Here is a 17,614-nt window from a genome sequence, read left to right as displayed (position 1 = left end):
GCATGGACATGACTGAGACATTTACCGCCATGGTGATCGATACCGTTGACGGCAAGCCGAAAGGCGCCTTCCGGGAAATCTCCGTCGCCGATCTGCCTGACAATGACGTTCTGGTCGAGATTGCCTATTCGACGGTCAACTACAAGGACGGTCTGGCCATCACCGGCAAAGGCCGGATCGCTCGCCGGATGCCGATGGTCGGCGGCATCGATCTTGCCGGAACCGTGGTCGAATCACGCTCCCCGGATTGGAAGCCGGGCGACAAGGTGGTCGTGAACGGCTGGGGCCTGTCAGAAACGGAATGGGGCGCCTATACCCGCTACCAGCGGGTCAAACCGGAATGGCTGATCCCGCTGCCCGACGCCTTCACGATGGAACAGGCGATGGCAATCGGCACGGCCGGCTATACCGCGGCGCTCTGCGTCGACGCGCTTGAAAAATGGGGCTCGATCAAACCCGGCGCGGGCGAAGTCCTGGTGACCGGCGCCGCCGGTGGCGTCGGCTCGGTGGCGATCGCGCTTCTGGCGGCGCGCGGCTACGTCGTCACAGCCTCGACCGGGCGTCCGGAAACCCACGACTATCTGGCCTCGCTCGGTGCCACCAGCTTCATCGATCGCGCGACGCTTGCCGAAAAGGGCGGCCCGCTGCAGACGGAGCGCTGGACCGGCGGCATCGACAGCGTCGGCTCGACGACGCTTGCCAACGCCCTGTCGCAGACCATGCGGGGCTGCGCAATCGCAGCCTGCGGCCTTGCCGGCGGACCCGACCTGCCAGCGACGGTCCTTCCCCATATCCTGCGCGCCGTCACGTTGATCGGGGTCGATTCGGTCATGGCCTCGCGCCAACAGCGCCTCACCGCCTGGTCGCGCCTTGCCCGCGATCTCGACAGCCGAAAGCTTGCCGCCATGACCAGAACGGAACCGATGTCCAACCTGCCGCAACTGGCAGAAGAGATCATCGCCGGCAAGGTGCGCGGCCGGATCGTGATCGACGTCACGAGGTAACCCCGCGCACCGTCCGCATTGGCCGGCCTCCCTCTTCAGCCGCGTTCGCGCTAGAACGGATAGTGCTGGTGCGGATCCTCGATGGTGATCCAGCGCAGATCGGTGAATTCGTTGATCGCCGCCCTGCCGCCGAAGCGGCCATAGCCGGAGCCCTTGACACCGCCGAACGGCATCTGCGCCTCATCCGCGACAGAGGGGCCGTTGATGTGGCAGATCCCCGATTGGACCCGGCCGGCGACGGCGAGCGCGCGCTGGATATCGCGGCTGTAGACCGAACCCGAGAGACCGTATTCAGTATCGTTGGCGATCCGGATCGCCTCCTCCTCGTCCTTGACCCGGATGATCGGCTTGACCGGACCGAAGCACTCCTCGTCATAGATGCGCATGCCGGGCTTGACGTGATCGAGCACCGTAGCCTCCACGACGCTGCCGGTGCGCTTGCCGCCGGCGGTGAGACTGGCCCCCTTGGCGATCGCGTCGGCGATGATCTCTTCCATCTTCTCCGCGGCACCGACCGTCACAAGCGAACCGAGCACGACGTGACCGCGGGGATCGCCCGCCGGAAGCTTGGCTGCGCGCTCGGACAGTTTAGCCACGAATTCGTCGGCGATCTTGTCGTGGACGATCAGCTTTTCGGTCGCCATGCAGACCTGGCCCATGTTGATGAACGAGCCGAAGATCGCGCCGTTGACGGCCGCATCGATATCGGCGTCCTCAAGCACGAGCATCGGTGCCTTGCCGCCCAGTTCGAGAAGCGCCGGCTTCAGATGGCGGCCGCAGAGTTCGCCGATGATGCGGCCGACCTTGGTGGAACCGGTAAAGTTGACGCGGCGGACTTCGGGTGCCGAAACCAGCGCCTCGACAACGACGGCGGCATCCTCGGGTGCATTGGTGATGACGTTGACGACACCATCCGGGAAACCGGCCTCGATAAACACCTTGCCGATCGCGACATGCAGTCCGGGGCATGCTTCGGAGGCCTTGAGGATGACCGTGTTACCGCAGGCAAGCGCCATCGCGATGGCCCGCACGCCGAGAATGATCGGTGCATTCCACGGCGCGATGCCAAGGCAGACGCCGACCGGTTGGCGCATCGCCATCGACAGGTTTCCGGGCTTGTCCGACGGGATGATCTCACCCTGGATCTGGGTCGTCATGGCCGCCGCCTCGCGCAGCATGTTGGCCGCTAGATGTGCGTTGAAGCCGGCCCATCCGCCGGTCGCGCCGGTCTCGGCGGTCATCAGCTCGGTGAGCTCACCACCCTTGGACGCAAGAACATCGGCCGCCTTGTTGAGAAGCGCGCGACGCGCACCGGGACCGGTCGTCGACCAGGCCGGAAAGGCGGCCTGGGCTGCCGCGACCGCGGCCTTGGCATCCTCGATGCCGGACGCCGGCGATCGGCTCGCGACATCGCCCGTAAAGGGATTGATCCGTTCGAACGTCTTGCCCGAAATGGCGTCGGCCAACTGGCCGCCGATGATCTGTTTGATGTCCAAGGTCGCATCCTTTCTTCGAGAAACCAGATAGCCAGCTTCGAGGGATGCGCCACAGCCGTAAACGACAGCATCACACGTCCGCTTTCTCGACCGATCGCGCGAACAAACAGTCAGCCTGCGCATGACTTCGCACAGTCTGACCGTCAGTCTCCGCGGTTTCCATCGAGAAGCGAAGCCCCTCCTCCAACAGGCATGTTAACGAACTCCAGCCGCGACTCAAGGGGAGGATCAAACAGCCGCAGCCACGAACATGGCACCTGCCTCAAGCCGTCAAACGGAAAGATACGGGACTGATCTGCGCTACTTCGAGCAGACACGGCCCGCTCGGCTCTTCCACACCCTATCGACGAGGGATAGGTAGGATTGCGGAACCGGCGCCGCGGTCGACATGCGCAACTGAAAGTACCCAATGTTTCATCTCATCTTTGGACTGCCCTGGCTGATTGTCGTCCTCCGCTTCATTCAGCCGCTGCCCTGGCACTGGTCGGCGAAGGTGGCAGTGGCGGTGCTTTTGCTGATCGCCTCGCAATACCATTTCTTCAGCCGGCTCTCGTCCGGCTCGGTCTTTTCGCCGGAGTTTCCGCGACCGCTGATCATTGCGTTCAACCTCCTGTTTGGCGCGATCGTTTTCGTGGCCGTCTTCCAGATCGCGCTCGATGTCGCCTCGCTCCTGATCATGCCCTTTAACGGACACTTCCCCGCCGTACCCGCCGGGCTCCGTTATGCCATGGGTGGCGTCGCGCTCTGCCTTTCCGCCTATGGTGTCAGCCAGGCAATCCGTGTGCCGCCACTCAACGACATCGAGATTGCAATCGCAAACCTGCCGCCGGAATTCGAGGGCTATCGCCTCGTCCAGCTGACCGATCTCCACATCAGCCGGCTGTTCCCAGCGAAATGGGCCGAGGCGGTCGTATCGAAAACCAACGCGCTCGATGCGGACCTCATCGTCATCACGGGAGACTTTATCGACGGCAGCGTCGCAGACCGCCGCAGCGACGTCGCTTCGCTGGCAAACCTGCGGGCGCGCGATGGGGTCTATGCCATCCCTGGCAACCACGAATACTTCTTCGATTACCGGGACTGGATGCGCCACCTCGCAACCTTGAACATGACGATGCTTCAGAATGCCCACGTGGTGCTGACGCGAGGGAGCGGCAGGCTCGTGCTGGTCGGTGTCACGGACCTTTCGGCACGCGGCCACGGAGCGCCTGCCCCGGACCTCGATACGGCTATTGCGGGCGCTCCCGCCGACGCGCCGATCATTCTTCTCGATCATCAGCCCAGGTTGGCACAGAAAGCCGCCGCATCGGGGATCGCCCTCCAGCTTTCGGGGCATACCCATGGCGGCATGGTTGTCGGCCTTGATCGCGTGGTCGCACGCGCCAACAACGGCTTTGTTTCGGGCCGCTATCAGATCGGCGGCATGACCCTCTACGTCAACAACGGCACGGGCATTTGGCCCGGTTTCGCGCTGCGGATCGGTGTTCCCTCCGAACTGACCAGGATCACGCTTCGGGCCGGTCAGCCGCTTTGAAGGCTGAAGTGACACCGCTTCATCTGCTTTCTCTATCCACAACCATCGGCCCGCTGCGAACGACAGGTGTTGACGTGGGCGCTCTCGCCAACACATAGTCGCCGCCAATGCGCCGTCATCGACACGGTGCGTCGATCGGGATTGGAGGATCTCGACCGGTATTCATGCCAAGGGAGGAATTTTCATGAAAGTCATTACAGGCTCGGCAATTCTGGCGACCGCATCGTTTCTGATGGGATCAACCGCCATGGCCGCAACGGAAATCTCGTGGTGGCACGCCATGACCGGCGCCAACAACGAGGTTGTCGACCAGCTCGCCAAGGAATTCAACGAAAGCCAGTCGGACTTCAAGGTCATGCCTGTCTTCAAGGGCACCTACCCGGAAACGCTGAACGCCGGCATCGCCGCCTTCCGCGCAAAGCAGCCACCGGCCATCATGCAGGTGTTCGATGCCGGCAGCGGCGTCATGATGGGCGCCCAGGGTGCCATCGTGCCGGTTGCGGACGTTCTGGAAAAGGGCGGCTTCAAATTCGACAAGAGCCAGTACCTGCCGGGTATTGTCGCTTATTATTCGAAGCCTGATGGCACGATGCTGTCCTTCCCCTACAACTCGTCCTCGCCGATCCTCTATTATAACAAGGATATCTTCGAGAAGGCCGGGCTCAACCCCGATACGCCGCCGAAGACCTGGGGCGAGGTGTTCGACGCTGCCAAGAAGATCAAGACCAGCGGTGCCGCTCCCTGCGGATTTACCTCGACATGGCTGACCTGGATCCAGACGGAAAATTTTGCGGCCTGGAACAACCTCTCCTACGGCAGCAATGAAAACGGCCTTGGCGGCACCGACGTCAAGCTTGCCTTCAACGCCGAACCCTTCGTCAAGCATTTCCAGGCAATCGCCGATCTCGCCAAGGACGGCACGTTCCGTTACGGCGGCCGCACGTCTGAAGCCAAGCAGCTGTTCACGTCGGGCGAATGCGCCATCCTGACCGAATCCTCCGGCGGTCTGGGCGACATCGTCAAGTCCGGCCTGAAATACGGCATCGGCCAGCTGCCCTATGCAGAAGGTCCGGGACGCCCGCAGAACACCATCCCCGGCGGCGCCAGCCTCTGGGTCTTCGGCGGAAAGAGCGATGCCGAATACAAGGGGGTCGCGACCTTCTTCAACTTCCTGTCGCAGACCAAGATCCAGTCACGACTGCACCAGGTCTCCGGCTACATGCCGGTCACGATGGCAGCCTATGAGGATACCAAGAAATCCGGCTTCTACGAGAAGAACCCGGCGCGCGAAACGCCGTTGCTGCAGATGATGGGCAAGGCTCCGACCGAGAACTCCAAGGGCGTTCGCCTCGTCAACCTGCCGCAGGTCCGCGACATCATGAACGAAGAGTTCGAATCGATGCTCGCCGGCAAGCAGGATGCCAAGGCCGCTCTCGACAAGGCTGTGCAGCGAGGCAATGCCGCCATCCAGCAAGCCATCGGCAAGTAAGCGGTAAGCGTTAGGGCCGCCCCGGCGACTGTCGAGGGCGGCCTGCAGCATTTCAACGGAGCCTGCCCGTGCAAAGCGTCGTATTTCCCAACAAGGTGCTGCCCTATTTTCTGGTGGCGCCGCAGATTGTCCTGACCGTCGTGTTCTTCTTCTGGCCGGCCAGCCAGGCGCTCTACCAGTCGGCCATGCGCGAAGATCCGTTCGGGCTGCAGAGCAGCTTTGTCGGCTTCGCCAACTTTTCCGCCATCCTGGCCGACGAGAGCTATCTTCACGCGCTCCGCGTCACCGTCGTCTTCAGCGTGGCAACCGCGCTGCTTTCCATGGGTGTCGCACTTCTGCTGGCGACAGCTGCCGATACCGTCGTGCGTGGTAAGGGTTTCTACCGCACGATGATGATCATCCCTTACGCGGTGGCGCCGGCGGTTGCCGGCATGCTGTGGCTGTTCATGTTCAACCCGGCCATGGGCACGTTTGCCTATATTCTGCGGCGCAACGGCATTGCATGGGACCCGCTGCTGAACGGCGACCAGGCCATGTCCCTCGTCGTGGTGGCAGCCGCCTGGAAACAGATCAGCTACAATTTCCTGTTCTTCGTCGCCGGCCTGCAGGCAATCCCGAAATCCCTGCTCGAAGCCGCCGCGATCGATGGCGCGCGAGGCAGCCGAAGGTTCTGGACGATCGTCTTCCCGCTGCTTGCACCGACCACCTTCTTCCTTCTGGTCGTCAACACCGTCTACGCCTTCTTCGACACGTTCGGCATCATCCATTCGGTGACCGGCGGCGGACCGGCAAAGGCCACCGAAACGCTGGTCTACAAGGTCTACAACGACGGCTTCGTGAACCTCAACCTCGGTTCGTCTGCGGCCCAGTCGGTGATCCTGATGGTCATCGTCATCGCGCTGACCGCCTTCCAGTTCCGCTTCGTCGAGCGACGCGTCCATTACGGGTAACATTATCAGATGATCGAGAACCGTCCTGTCGCACGCCTGATGGCGCATCTGATGCTGATCCTTGGGATCATCATCGTCGCCTTCCCCATCTACTACACATTCATTGCCTCGACGGCGACGTCGAGCGCGATCATCCGACCACCGCTGTCGCTGCTGCCTGGCGGCCATATGGTCGAGAACTACAGCGAGTCCATCTCCGGCGGCGTCGAACGCGTCGTCGGCGTCAGTCTGGAAAGACTGCTGTTCAACAGTTTCGTGGTGGCGGTCGCAATTGCCGTCGGCAAGATCATCATCTCGTTCCTGTCGGCATTCGCGATCGTCTTCTTCCGCTTCCCGTTCCGCATGGGTTTCTTCTGGATGATCTTCATCACCCTGATGCTGCCGGTCGAAGTGCGCATCCTGCCGACCTACAAGGTAATCGTCGATCTCGGCCTGCTCAACACCTATGCCGGCCTAACCCTGCCGCTGATGGCATCGGCGACGGCGACCTTCCTGTTTCGCCAGTTCTTCCTCACCATTCCCGGCGAAATGGTCGAGGCGGCGCGGATCGACAATGCAGGACCGTTCCGCTTCATGCGCGATATCCTGCTGCCGCTGTCGACGACCAATATCGCGGCCCTGTTCGTCATCCTGTTTATCTACGGCTGGACCCAGTATCTCTGGCCGCTGCTCGTCACCGACCGTGCGGAGATGAACACGATCATCATCGGCCTGCGCCGCATGGTCGATTTCACTGATGCATCAACTCCTTGGAACTACGTCATGGTCACGGCGATCCTGGCAATCATCCCTCCCGTCATCGTCGTGGTGCTCATGCAGCGCTGGTTCGTCAAAGGTTTGGTGGAGACCGAAAAGTAATGGCAACAATTGAACTGAAAGACGTCCGCAAGGTCTATGGCGGCAATATCGACGCCATCAAGGGCGTGTCGCTGGACATTGCAGACGGCGAGATGATCGTTCTGGTCGGCCCATCCGGCTGCGGCAAGTCCACGCTGCTGCGCATGGTCGCCGGGCTCGAAAGCATCACCGGTGGCGACGTCATCATCAACGGCAAGCGCGTCAACGACATGGAACCGGCCGAGCGCGATATCGCGATGGTGTTCCAGAACTACGCGCTCTATCCGCACATGACGGTCAAGCAGAACCTTGCCTACGGTCTGAAGAACCGCGGAACCTCGAAGGACGAGATCGAACGGCGCATCACCGAGGCCGCGCGCGCACTCGAAATCGAGCCGTTCCTCGCCCGCAAGCCACGGCAGCTTTCCGGCGGCCAGCGGCAGCGTGTGGCGATGGGCCGCGCGATCGTGCGCAAGCCCGCAGCCTTCCTGTTCGACGAGCCGCTATCGAACCTCGACGCGAAACTGCGCGTGCAGATGCGGGTCGAGATCCGCCGTCTGCAGCGGTCCTTGGCCACGACGTCGATCTACGTCACCCACGACCAGATGGAAGCGATGACGCTCGCCGACCGCCTCGTCGTCCTCAATGCCGGCCGGATCGAGCAGGTCGGCACTCCGATCGAGCTCTATGAAAAACCCGCTACCACCTTCGTTGCAACCTTCATCGGATCGCCCTCGATGAACCTGATGACGCTCGGCAAGGCCGGCGGCTGGAGCGTGGCCGAAGGCCTTCCCTCCACTGTCGCCACCGTCGGCATTCGTCCGGAAGACATCGTGATTGCCGAGGGAGAGGTTTCCTCGCCTTTCAGAGCCGAGGTCGAGGTCATCGCCGTCGAACTGGTCGGAGCAGAAAGCTACGTCCATGGTGCGACGTCGGACGGAAGCCCTCTTGTCTTCCGGGTCCCCGGCCGCTCCCGCATCGCGATCGGCGAGAAACTGCCCGTGACGACAGCGCCCCACCACCTTCATCTTTTCGACAGCGCCGGAAAGCGCATCGAACGTACCGGTTGATCCGGGATGCGCAGGAGTGCGCTCTCGACGGACGCCTGCGCACTCCTGCAACTTCGCGACATTGACCCTATCGGAAAGTGAGCTATTACTCATGCGAGCAAAAAGGTTCGCATCGCAATAATGGTCACCATTCTCGTAACACTGCTGGGTTTCCTGGTCCTTCTGATTGCAGCCGTGTTCTTCGCAGTTCGCGCGCGCGCGCTTGCGTACGACAAGCACTTCCGCGATCAGGTCCGCCTGCAGCGAAGACTGGAGAACCGGGAGGCCAAGCTCAAGATCAGAGCTCGCAAGCACCGCCGCAACCTCGCAAAGAAACGCCTCGCCAGGATGAAGCGGGCGAAGGCGTTAGCCGCGCGCGCGAAGTGATCGAGCAGAACAGCCGCTACCTGTGAAAACTGGCCAGCTGCAGGATTTAGCACGAGACCGTGCTGAAGAACTCAGCCGAGCGAACGCTCGCATATCTCGAGCTTGAAGCAGCAGAATATCAATCGGACAATCTGGGAAATTTGGTAGCGGAGGGCAGAATTGAACTGCCGACCTCAGGGTTATGAATCCTGCGCTCTCACCAACTGAGCTACCCCGCCACAGGGTGGATCGAGTGTCTCGATCCGTTTGGATGTGCGGCTTATAGAACCCGCGTCACTGAAGTGTCAAGCGCAGGATGGGAGAAAAACGGCGAGATTTGAGCCGCTATTTTCCCGATCCCTCGTTCATTCTCCAGGCCGAATAAAACCGGTCTTTCAAGCGGCTACAGGGGTCGCCAGAAGCGCCCGCAACGATGCCTCGGCATCGGCCGCTCGTTCGGACCGTTCGACGAAGCCGCCGCCGTGGACGCGCGCATCGGCACCTTCGGCGGAATAGAGAACGCAGGCCTGACCGGGTGCCACGCCCTGCTCTCCGAACGCCAGATCGACATAGACGCCCAGCTCGTCCGTATGCAGCGTGGCAGGTGTCGGCGGGCGCGTCGAACGCACCTTGGCAAAGCACGCAAAGCCGTTGCCCGCATCATCCTGCAGCGTCCCGTCGCCGATCCAGTTGACGTCGCGCAGATAGACGCGGTGCGTATCGAGCGCTTCCTTGGGACCTACGATGACGCGGCGCGAGCGGGCGTCCAGATAAACCACGTAAAGCGGCTCGCCTGTCGCAACGCCCAAACCCTTGCGCTGACCGATCGTGTAATGAACGATCCCCTCGTGGCGGCCCAGCACGCGGCCGTCCATGTGGACGATATCGCCCACCAAAGCCGAGTTCGGCTTCACCTTGGCGATGATATCGGCATATTTGCCGGCGGGGACGAAACAGATATCCTGGCTGTCGGCCTTCTTGGCAACCACCAGCCCCATGTCTTCGGCCAGCTCGCGCACCTGCGCCTTGCCCATGCCACCCAACGGAAAGCGCAGGTAGTCGATCTGCTCCTGCGTTGTCGCAAACAGGAACCAGCTCTGGTCGCGGTCGGCATCGATCGGCCTGAACAGCGCACGGCGGCCCGGATTGTCGGCCGTGGGGTTCGGCGCCGAACGGATGTAATGGCCGGTTGCCAGCGCATCGGCGCCGAGCTCGCGCGCGGTCGCCAAAAGATCGGCAAACTTGACCGTCTGGTTGCAGGCAACACAGGGAACCGGCGTTTCGCCCATCGCATAGGCTTCGGCAAACGGATTGATCACCGTCTCGCGGAACCGCTTCTCATAGTCGAGAACGTAATGCGGAATGCCCAATGTCTCGCAGACCCGGCGGGCATCGTCGATATCCTGGCCGGCGCAGCAGGATCCTGCGCGGTGGACGGCAGCGCCGTGATCATAGAGCTGAAGCGTGATCCCGATCACGTCATAGCCTTCGCGCTTCAACAGCCCGGCCACGACGGAGGAATCCACGCCGCCCGACATGGCGACCACGACGCGCGTATCTTCCGGCTTCTTGTCAAAATCCAGCGTATTCACGGGGTACTCTCTTAAAGTCTCTCAGGCCGCGGCAGCAAGCACGCCGGCAGAGTGGCACCAGATGTGCGGGCTCGTCCGCGCAAAGGCTTTCAGAAAGAGGATATAGAAAGGAATGAGCTGGCGCGCAAGAGAAGCCCGTTCACCCCATCTGTGCCCTCAGTGTCAGAGAGCAGCAACATCAGGACTGGAAGTTCGCGTGACGCAGGGCCGTATCCGCGACGGCGCCGTTTGCGTGCCCGTTGCTGTTGCTCGCACCTTCGGCCCTTAGACGAGGCAGCGCTGCCGGATATTCCCGCTGAACGAAGTCGATGATCTTCTCGCGCATCTCGCAACGCATGTCGAACGTCTTCGGCGCGTTGTTGGCGGAGACCAGGATACGGATCTCCATCACGCTTTCCTTGAAATCCGTCACCTGAACATTGACCACGCGCCTGTCCCAGATCTTCGACTCGTTGGCGATTTCCTCGACCCTGCGCCTGATGGCGCTGACGGGAACGGAATAATCGAGATAGATCATCACAGTGCCAATCAGGGCCGAACCTTCGCGGGTCCAGTTCTGGAACGGATTCTCGATGAAATAGGAGAGCGGCAGAATCATGCGCCGCCAGTCCCACAGCTTCACCACCACATAAGTCGAGGTGATCTCCTCGACATTGCCCCACTCCCCTTCGACGATCAGCGCATCGTCGATGCGAATCGGCTGCGTGATGGCAAGCTGGATGCCGGCAAAGATGTTTTTAAGCATGGGCTGCAGGGCAAGACCCAGCACGATACCGGCGACACCGGCGGAGGCGAGCACGCTGACGCCGTATTGCTGGACGGCCGGGAAGGTCATCAGCATCGCGGCAACCGTGACGATGACGATCATCGCGCCGGCGATGCGCTCGGCAATCCGCGACTGGGTCACGTGGGTGCGGGCAAGAAGGTTGTCTTCCGCATCCAGCTTGAAGCGGCGCAGATAGACCGTCATCCAAATATGCAAAGCCGTCTTTGCGACCCAACCGAGCACGAGGATGAAACCCAGCAGAAGCACATGCCGGATGATTTCGGCCGGTCGAGCCGCAAGCGGTGCGATAGATGATGCAAACGATACAGTGAATGTCAGAACCGTCAAACGCATCGGCCGGCGCCCGCGCGACACCAGCGATCGCCAGAACAGGTCCTTGTCTTCCACCAGCCGCTTGAAGATACCGAACGCGAAACGGTGGATCGCCAGACCAATCAGGACCGCGCCCACGAGAAGGCCGACGCTCACCATCCAGTTCGGCAGCCAGTCGGTATATTGACGAAACTCTGTAATCAAAAAATCCATCCAACCGATTTAGGGTGCAGTGCAGCATGAAACACCCCTGCCGCAAAAATTTCACAGTTGCGGTGTCTTCATGGCGGCCGTTGGGAGATGATGCGAGGAGCGCGGCATGACTGTCGATAACGGAAAATCCGATCTGACCCGATTCGTGGATGCACAAGATCCGGTCTACGCGCAGGTCATGAGCGAACTGCGAAACGGCCGCAAAGAGTCGCACTGGATGTGGTACATTTTCCCGCAGATCGCCGGTCTTGGTCCCTCAATCATGTCACAACGCTTCGCACTTACCTCTCTGGAAGAAGCCCAGACCTATCTCGACCATCCGGTGCTTGGACCACGTCTCCTCGAATGCACGCACGCCATGCTTCCGCATGAAGGACTTTCGGCGCGCACCATCCTCGGGTTCCCCGACGACATGAAGTTTCGCAGTTCGATGACGCTGTTCGATAAAGCCGCAACAGAAAAGGGCTCGCCTTTCGAGCGAGCCCTTGAGAAGTTCTTCGGCGGTCAGCGCGACGACAAGACGATCGCGCTGCTGGGAATTGGCTGATCAGGCAGCCGACTGGATGGCCGAGACCTTCCAGTCATTGGCCGGCTTGCGCACGAAGGTCCAGATCTCGACCGTTTCCGTCACGGCATTCGGATCACCTTCGGCGACAGCGCCGGTGTTGCGATCGCTGAGGAAGTCGACGCTCGAGTAGCGCATCGCAACCGTTGCGTATTCCTGGCCGTTTTCGCGCCAAGCTTCCGAAAGGTCGCCCTGCAACAGGGTCACGTCGCGGACTTCGTTCTTCACGCCATTGGTGGCGTTTTCACCAAGCTCTTCGGCCAGATAGGACATGGCTTCCGGCGTGGTGAGATTGCGAAGCTTCGCGTAGTCTTCCGCGCCATAGGCAGCCTGAACATCCGTCAGCATCTTTTCAAACAGGCCGAGATCGCGACCGGTGATACCGACTTCATCCGTGTCGGGACCCGCCTGACGCGGAGCAGACGCAGCCTGCGTGGCACCGAAGCCACCCATCGCACCGCCGCCAGAACCGATCTTAGGGATCTGGAAGCCGCCACCGGTGTTCTGCGGTGCCTGATAAGCGTTGTTGTTGTCCCGGTTGTTGCCGCCGAAACCGTTGTCACGCGCATTGCCGGCAGGACCCGCCGGGTGCTGCTGCTGGCGACGACGGGCGAAGAAGCGGAAGGCCAGCATGGCAAGACCCGCGATCAGCGCGATCTGCAACAGCATGCCGAACATGCCGGCCATACCGCCAAAACCGTTGCCCATCATCATGCCGAACAGGCCACCGAGAGCCAGACCGCCGAGAAGACCACCAGCCATGCCGCCGAACAGGCCACGACGCGGCTGAGCCGCCTGGGCGCCTGCGCCGTTAGCAGGAGACGCTGCGTTCTGCTGCGTGTTGGGCGTCATCGAACGATTGATGCCGGTTGCCGTGCCCGGTGCCGTGTTGGTGGTCGGCGGCGGTGCGAACGTGCGCGTACCGCGGCTGCCGAAGCTGGAACCGCCGCCGGCGCGGCGCGCCTCCGCCATATCGACGGCTGTTAGCGAAACTGCCATTCCGACCGCGAAGATCGCGAAGAGTTTCTGGAAACGCCGAAGCTTGGATAACATTGGTTTCTCCTCTGGCCGCCCGATGCGGTCGTGATCCTAGATATAGAGAGTGGCAGGCGAGAATTTTAGAGCCACCACCATCTTTTCCCGCCGAAGTAGATATCGGACGATGAAACGGGAGCCAAGCGATGCAAATACAACCAGCGGGAGATTTAGCGTATGGACCGATCACATCGGCTTGATCACAACGAAAAAGCCCGGCGCGCTGGCACCGGGCTTTGTCTTGGTCATCCGGGAGGATGGTTTATTCGACGTTGAAAACCAGCTGGCGGGCCTGACGGATCGCCGGGTTGGCGGTCAGGCGGGCGAGCACGTCGTTCGAAACAGGACCATCGACATAAAGCAGCGCGATCGCATCGCCGCCATCCTTCTCACGGCCGAGATGGAAGTTGGCGATGTTGACGCCGGCATCACCGAGCGTGGTGCCCATGAAGCCGATCATGCCGGGTACGTCGGTATTGGAGATGTAGACCATGTTGGCGCCGACATCGGCGTCCATGTTGATGCCCTTGATCTGGATGAACCGCGGCTTGCCGTCGGAAAACACGGTGCCGGCGACGGAACGGCTCTGCTTGTCGGTGGTGACCGTCAGCTTGATGTAGCCGTCATAGACACCGGTCTTGTCGCGCTTGACCTCGGACAGGACGATGCCCTTTTCCTTGATCATGATCGGCGCGGAAACCATGTTCACGTCTGCCACCTGGTTACGGATCAAACCAGCCAGAAGCGCGGAGGTGAGCGCCTTGGTGTTCATTCCGGCCGTTGCGCCATCAAACAGGATCTCGATTTCCTTGATCGGATCTTCCGTGACCTGACCAACGAAGGCACCGAGAACATCGGCAAGACGGATGAACGGCTTCAGGATCGGTGCTTCTTCAGCGGTGATCGAGGGCATGTTGATGGCGTTGGAAACGGCACCCTTGATCAGGTAGTCCGACATTTGTTCAGCCACCTGCAAGGCCACGTTTTCCTGGGCTTCCGTGGTGGAGGCGCCCAGATGCGGCGTGCACACGACGTTGTCGAGACCAAACAGCGGGCTTTCCGTCGCAGGCTCGACTTCGAACACGTCGAAACCAGCACCGGCGACATGGCCGGACTTGATGGCTTCAGCAAGCGCTGCTTCATCGACGAGGCCGCCGCGGGCGCAGTTGATGATCCGCACGCCCTTCTTGGTCTTGGCAAGGTTTTCTTTGCCGAGAATGCCGCGGGTCTTGTCGGTCATCGGAACATGCAGGGTGATGAAGTCGGCGCGCGCCAGTAGATCGTCCAGCTCGACCTTCTCGACGCCCATGTCCAGCGCACGTTCCGCCGACAGGAAGGGGTCATAGGCGATGACATGCATGCCGATGCCGATCGCCTTCTTGCAGACGATGCCGCCGATATTGCCGGCGCCGATGACGCCGAGCGTCTTGCCGGTGATTTCGACACCCATGAACTTCGACTTTTCCCACTTGCCGGCCTGCGTCGAGGCATCGGCCTGCGGCAGCTGGCGGGCAACCGCAAACATCAGGGCAATCGCATGTTCGGCGGTCGTGATCGAGTTGCCGAACGGCGTGTTCATGACGATGATGCCGCGCTTCGAGGCAGCCGGGATGTCGACATTGTCGACGCCGATACCGGCGCGGCCGATGACCTTGAGGTTGGTCGCAGCAGCGATCAGCTTCTCGGTCGCCTTTGTGGCGGAACGGATGGCGAGGCCATCGTAATTGCCGATGATTTCGGCGAGCTTGTCCTTGTCCTTGCCGAGCTTCGGCTGGAAATCGACTTCGACGCCGCGATCGCGAAAGATCTGGACAGCGGTTTCGGAGAGTTCGTCGGATACGAGAACGCGAGGTGCCATGGGTTGGGCTCCTGATAAGGGGTGTAATCTCTAAATGCGGATGAAACGGTGCCGCGTCCCTAGACGGGTGAGCGGCGGCACCGGAATTCGATCAGGCAGCGGCCTTGGACAGCGCGGCCTTCTGCGTTTCGAACGCATAGGTGAGCCACGGCATCAGCGCCTTCATGTCCGCCTCTTCGACGGTGGCGCCAGCCCAGATGCGCAAGCCCGACGGTGCGTCGCGGTAAGCGCCGACGTCGAGTGCGACGCCTTCCTTTTCGAGGATTGAGGTCACGCCCTTGGCAAAGGCTGCCTGTGCGTCAGCGTCGAGAGCGGCGACATCGGCATCGGCGATCTTCAGGCAGACCGAGGTGTTGGAGCGGGTCTCATCGACCTGCGCCAGATTGGCGATCCAGTCGTTGGCCGCCACGAAATCGAAGATCACCTTCGCATTCGCGTCGGCACGGGCAATCAGCGCCTTCAAGCCACCGAGCGACTTCGCCCATTGCAGCGCATCGATATAATCCTCGACGCAGAGCATGGACGGCGTGTTGATCGTCTCACCCTTGAAGATGCCTTCGGAAATCTTGCCGCCCGAGGTCATGCGGAAGATCTTCGGCAGCGGCCAGGCCGGGACGTAGCTTTCAAGACGGGCGACAGCGCGCGGCGACAGGATGATCATGCCGTGGCCACCCTCGCCGCCCAGCACCTTCTGCCAGGAGAAGGTGGTGACGTCGAGCTTGGCAAAATCGAGGTCCTGCGCAAATGCGGCCGACGTTGCGTCGCAGATGGTGAGGCCCTTGCGGTCATCAGGGATGAAGTCGGCATTCGGAACGCGAACGCCCGAGGTCGTGCCGTTCCAGGTGAAGACCACGTCACGGTCGAAATCGATAGTGGAAAGGTCGGGAAGCACGCCGTAATCGGCCTCGATCTTGCGCACATCCTTCAGCTTCAGCTGCTTGACCACGTCGGTGACCCAGCCGGCACCAAAACTTTCCCAGGCGACCATGTCGACGCCACGTTCGCCAAGCAGCGACCACATCGCCATTTCGACGGCGCCGGTGTCGGACGCGGGAACGATGCCGATACGGTAATCGGCCGGAACGTTCAGAACTTCACGGGTGAGATCAATGGCCTGCTTGAGCTTGTCCTTGCCAACCTTGGCGCGGTGCGAACGACCGAGCGGGGCATCGGAGAGAGCGTCGAGCGACCAACCGGGGCGCTTCGAGCAAGGGCCAGAAGAAAAATGGGCGTTATTCGGACGCAGGTCCGGCTTTGCGGCATTGGCCATATGTATACCCTTCCAGGTAATTGGCTCCTCGTTGGGGAGGAGTGTCCCGCCGCCGTGGATAGTGGAAAGATGAGAAAAGCGCAAGTGGAAATGGGTTTCTGGAGAGTGCGGCTAGCAACGTCGCGCTGATGGAGCCGGAGTAGCACAAGACCGGGATCGGTCTGCTAGCATATGTTTGATATGCCGATTCCCCGACTGATCACCCTTGCAAAGTTCAAAAGACTATCGCGCCAATACTGTCGAAATGGCGTGCAGCCCTGCAACGTCAGTGCGTCTTCAGCAATATGAGTCTGAAGCCCGCAGCCTATCGGGAAACTTTTCTCCGCCCAGGCTGTTTGACAGCTTACCTACAAATCCAGGAGCAGACCATGAAACGCTTTTTTGTACTGGCTGCAGCAGGCCTCCTCACGGCCTGCTCGACATCACAAGTCGACCTTTCCCCCATCCCCGGGAGCATCACATACAAAGGGCAGCCTCACACGCGGCTGAAAAACGCACCGGTGGGAAGCAGGATACCCCATGAATTTCGCAACCAGTTCGGTGAACGGATCAGCGAAACTTACGTCATCGAACCTGATCGTAGCCTGCGCATAATCGACAGACATAGGATCGACGGTCCGTTCGATGACTGACCGTCGATCAGACTCACCTGTTGTCAGTAACGTGGCCGACGTCTTGGATCGCAATCCTGGCGATCAAGCCTGTCGATGTCGTCGATCACGCCTCTGCCTCCGTGCAACGCGAGGCAGGTTCGGCCGTCGAACATGAGTGCGTAGCTGCCGCGCCGGTCCGAAATGCGTCCAACATCGCGAAAGCCCTGGTCGCGTAGATCGTCTTTCACGGCATTGATGCGCTGTCCAACGTAGTCATCAAGGTATCTCTGGGCCGATGCCGAACCGGCAAACGCTGATAATGCAACGCCAGCTACAACCGCCGAAACAAAATACTTCTTCATTCATCCTCTCCCACAGCGCGATCAAAATCGCGTTTATCGACATTTCGGGCGGAGAGTGCGTTCGTCAAGAGTTCGTGATCGGCTGCCGATGCGGTTGGTGCTGTGACCGGGCTCTACCGCGCAGTCCTCGTAACGCTCCCGGTGTCCCAGTGAGATGACAGGGCGAAGCAGCGGGGCCAGACGGAAATTCGTCTTCGTCGGGGCCGCAAACGAAAAAAGGCCGCCCGGAAGGCGACCCTTTTTTCTCGAGATCGAGATGAAGCTTACTTGTAGACCAGCGGAGCCGGTTCCGGCTCGTAGGC

16 protein-coding genes and 1 tRNA gene are annotated in these 17,614 nt (G+C 61.0%); 9 read left to right on the top strand and 8 right to left on the bottom strand.

Going from position 1 to position 17,614, the window contains the following annotated elements; genetic code table 11:
* Nucleotides 1–8 precede the first annotated feature (8 nt).
* Nucleotides 9–1,004 (top strand): MDR family oxidoreductase, encoded by a 996-nt coding sequence (locus ASF70_RS20765; protein WP_062582449.1) that lies wholly within the window; start codon nt 9–11, stop codon nt 1,002–1,004.
* A 50-nt stretch (nt 1,005–1,054) separates the two neighbouring features.
* Here the strand turns inward: ASF70_RS20765 and ASF70_RS20760 are convergent, their stop codons facing one another.
* On the bottom strand, nt 1,055–2,500 hold the full coding sequence (locus ASF70_RS20760) for an aldehyde dehydrogenase (RefSeq protein ID WP_062582447.1): 1,446 nt from the start codon (nt 2,498–2,500) through the stop codon (nt 1,055–1,057).
* Nucleotides 2,501–2,909: 409 nt separating this feature from the next.
* On the opposite strand from ASF70_RS20760, the gene ASF70_RS20755 reads away from it, so the two are divergent.
* From ASF70_RS20755 to ASF70_RS20730, 6 genes are all read left to right on the top strand, one after another.
* Entirely contained in the window at nt 2,910–4,034 is a 1,125-nt protein-coding gene (locus ASF70_RS20755) for a metallophosphoesterase (RefSeq protein ID WP_062582445.1), read from the top strand.
* Nucleotides 4,035–4,218: 184 nt separating this feature from the next.
* On the top strand, nt 4,219–5,523 hold the full coding sequence (gene ugpB, locus ASF70_RS20750) for a sn-glycerol-3-phosphate ABC transporter substrate-binding protein UgpB (protein WP_062460687.1): 1,305 nt from the start codon (nt 4,219–4,221) through the stop codon (nt 5,521–5,523).
* A 68-nt stretch (nt 5,524–5,591) separates the two neighbouring features.
* The gene (gene ugpA, locus ASF70_RS20745) at nt 5,592–6,473 is read left to right on the top strand and encodes a sn-glycerol-3-phosphate ABC transporter permease UgpA (protein WP_062460690.1); all 882 of its coding nucleotides are present in this window, start codon (nt 5,592–5,594) and stop codon (nt 6,471–6,473) included.
* A gap of 9 nt (nt 6,474–6,482) precedes the next feature.
* On the top strand, nt 6,483–7,331 hold the full coding sequence (gene ugpE / locus ASF70_RS20740; RefSeq protein WP_062460693.1) for a sn-glycerol-3-phosphate ABC transporter permease UgpE: 849 nt from the start codon (nt 6,483–6,485) through the stop codon (nt 7,329–7,331).
* On the top strand, nt 7,331–8,380 hold the full coding sequence (locus ASF70_RS20735) for a sn-glycerol-3-phosphate import ATP-binding protein UgpC (RefSeq protein WP_062460696.1): 1,050 nt from the start codon (nt 7,331–7,333) through the stop codon (nt 8,378–8,380). Before ugpE ends, ASF70_RS20735 begins: the two co-directional genes overlap by 1 nt.
* A 120-nt stretch (nt 8,381–8,500) precedes the next feature.
* The gene (locus ASF70_RS20730) at nt 8,501–8,746 is read left to right on the top strand and encodes a hypothetical protein (protein WP_062460699.1); all 246 of its coding nucleotides are present in this window, start codon (nt 8,501–8,503) and stop codon (nt 8,744–8,746) included.
* A gap of 141 nt (nt 8,747–8,887) precedes the next feature.
* Here the strand turns inward: ASF70_RS20730 and ASF70_RS20725 are convergent.
* The 3 genes from ASF70_RS20725 to ASF70_RS20715 form a co-directional block, all read right to left on the bottom strand.
* Nucleotides 8,888–8,964, bottom strand: a tRNA-Met gene (locus tag ASF70_RS20725).
* 156 nt (nt 8,965–9,120) lie between these two features.
* Nucleotides 9,121–10,317: a tRNA 2-thiouridine(34) synthase MnmA gene (gene mnmA, locus ASF70_RS20720; RefSeq protein ID WP_062582443.1), complete on the bottom strand. Its 1,197-nt coding sequence runs from the start codon at nt 10,315–10,317 to the stop codon at nt 9,121–9,123.
* Nucleotides 10,318–10,495: 178 nt separating this feature from the next.
* Complete coding sequence (locus tag ASF70_RS20715) at nt 10,496–11,629, bottom strand: mechanosensitive ion channel domain-containing protein (protein ID WP_062582441.1); 1,134 nt, start codon at nt 11,627–11,629, stop codon at nt 10,496–10,498.
* 106 nt (nt 11,630–11,735) lie between these two features.
* Between ASF70_RS20715 and ASF70_RS20710 the strand changes: the two genes are divergently transcribed.
* Nucleotides 11,736–12,176 (top strand): DUF1810 domain-containing protein, encoded by a 441-nt coding sequence (locus ASF70_RS20710; protein ID WP_062460710.1) that lies wholly within the window; start codon nt 11,736–11,738, stop codon nt 12,174–12,176.
* Here the strand turns inward: ASF70_RS20710 and ASF70_RS20705 are convergent, their stop codons facing one another.
* From ASF70_RS20705 to ASF70_RS20695, 3 genes are all read right to left on the bottom strand, one after another.
* A complete protein-coding gene (locus ASF70_RS20705) occupies nt 12,177–13,247 on the bottom strand; it encodes a Tim44 domain-containing protein (protein WP_062582439.1) in 1,071 nt (356 codons plus the stop codon). It abuts the gene before it with no gap.
* A gap of 244 nt (nt 13,248–13,491) precedes the next feature.
* On the bottom strand, nt 13,492–15,087 hold the full coding sequence (gene serA, locus ASF70_RS20700) for a phosphoglycerate dehydrogenase (RefSeq protein ID WP_062582437.1): 1,596 nt from the start codon (nt 15,085–15,087) through the stop codon (nt 13,492–13,494).
* 91 nt (nt 15,088–15,178) lie between these two features.
* Nucleotides 15,179–16,357 (bottom strand): phosphoserine transaminase, encoded by a 1,179-nt coding sequence (locus ASF70_RS20695; protein ID WP_062582435.1) that lies wholly within the window; start codon nt 16,355–16,357, stop codon nt 15,179–15,181.
* Between the two features lie 368 nt (nt 16,358–16,725).
* Here ASF70_RS20695 and ASF70_RS20690 point away from each other — a divergent pair, with 368 nt between their 5' ends.
* The gene (locus tag ASF70_RS20690) at nt 16,726–16,989 is read left to right on the top strand and encodes a hypothetical protein (RefSeq protein ID WP_062583120.1); all 264 of its coding nucleotides are present in this window, start codon (nt 16,726–16,728) and stop codon (nt 16,987–16,989) included.
* 23 nt (nt 16,990–17,012) lie between these two features.
* On the opposite strand, the gene ASF70_RS20685 is transcribed toward ASF70_RS20690, so the two are convergent.
* Entirely contained in the window at nt 17,013–17,312 is a 300-nt protein-coding gene (locus tag ASF70_RS20685; RefSeq protein ID WP_062460726.1) for a hypothetical protein, read from the bottom strand.
* Nucleotides 17,313–17,614 lie beyond the last annotated feature (302 nt).

The sequence above is a fragment of the Rhizobium sp. Leaf321 genome, assembly GCF_001423215.1.
In the GTDB taxonomy this organism is placed as follows: Bacteria; Pseudomonadota; Alphaproteobacteria; order Rhizobiales; family Rhizobiaceae; genus Neorhizobium; species Neorhizobium soli.
The sequence above is the reverse complement of the archived record's forward strand: the minus strand, read 5'-3'. Positions and strand labels throughout refer to the sequence as shown.

Coding starts and splice junctions, on each gene's coding strand:
- ASF70_RS20765 (WP_062582449.1), top strand. CDS start 9: ATGACTGAGACATTTACCGCCATGGTGATCGATACCGTTGACGGCAAG.
- ASF70_RS20690 (WP_062583120.1), top strand. CDS start 16,726: ATGAAACGCTTTTTTGTACTGGCTGCAGCAGGCCTCCTCACGGCCTGC.
- ASF70_RS20715 (WP_062582441.1), bottom strand. CDS start 11,629: ATGGATTTTTTGATTACAGAGTTTCGTCAATATACCGACTGGCTGCCG.
- ASF70_RS20695 (WP_062582435.1), bottom strand. CDS start 16,357: ATGGCCAATGCCGCAAAGCCGGACCTGCGTCCGAATAACGCCCATTTT.
- ASF70_RS20705 (WP_062582439.1), bottom strand. CDS start 13,247: ATGTTATCCAAGCTTCGGCGTTTCCAGAAACTCTTCGCGATCTTCGCG.
- ugpE (WP_062460693.1), top strand. CDS start 6,483: ATGATCGAGAACCGTCCTGTCGCACGCCTGATGGCGCATCTGATGCTG.
- ASF70_RS20685 (WP_062460726.1), bottom strand. CDS start 17,312: ATGAAGAAGTATTTTGTTTCGGCGGTTGTAGCTGGCGTTGCATTATCA.
- ASF70_RS20755 (WP_062582445.1), top strand. CDS start 2,910: ATGTTTCATCTCATCTTTGGACTGCCCTGGCTGATTGTCGTCCTCCGC.
- ASF70_RS20730 (WP_062460699.1), top strand. CDS start 8,501: ATGGTCACCATTCTCGTAACACTGCTGGGTTTCCTGGTCCTTCTGATT.
- ugpB (WP_062460687.1), top strand. CDS start 4,219: ATGAAAGTCATTACAGGCTCGGCAATTCTGGCGACCGCATCGTTTCTG.
- ASF70_RS20710 (WP_062460710.1), top strand. CDS start 11,736: ATGACTGTCGATAACGGAAAATCCGATCTGACCCGATTCGTGGATGCA.
- serA (WP_062582437.1), bottom strand. CDS start 15,087: ATGGCACCTCGCGTTCTCGTATCCGACGAACTCTCCGAAACCGCTGTC.
- ASF70_RS20735 (WP_062460696.1), top strand. CDS start 7,331: ATGGCAACAATTGAACTGAAAGACGTCCGCAAGGTCTATGGCGGCAAT.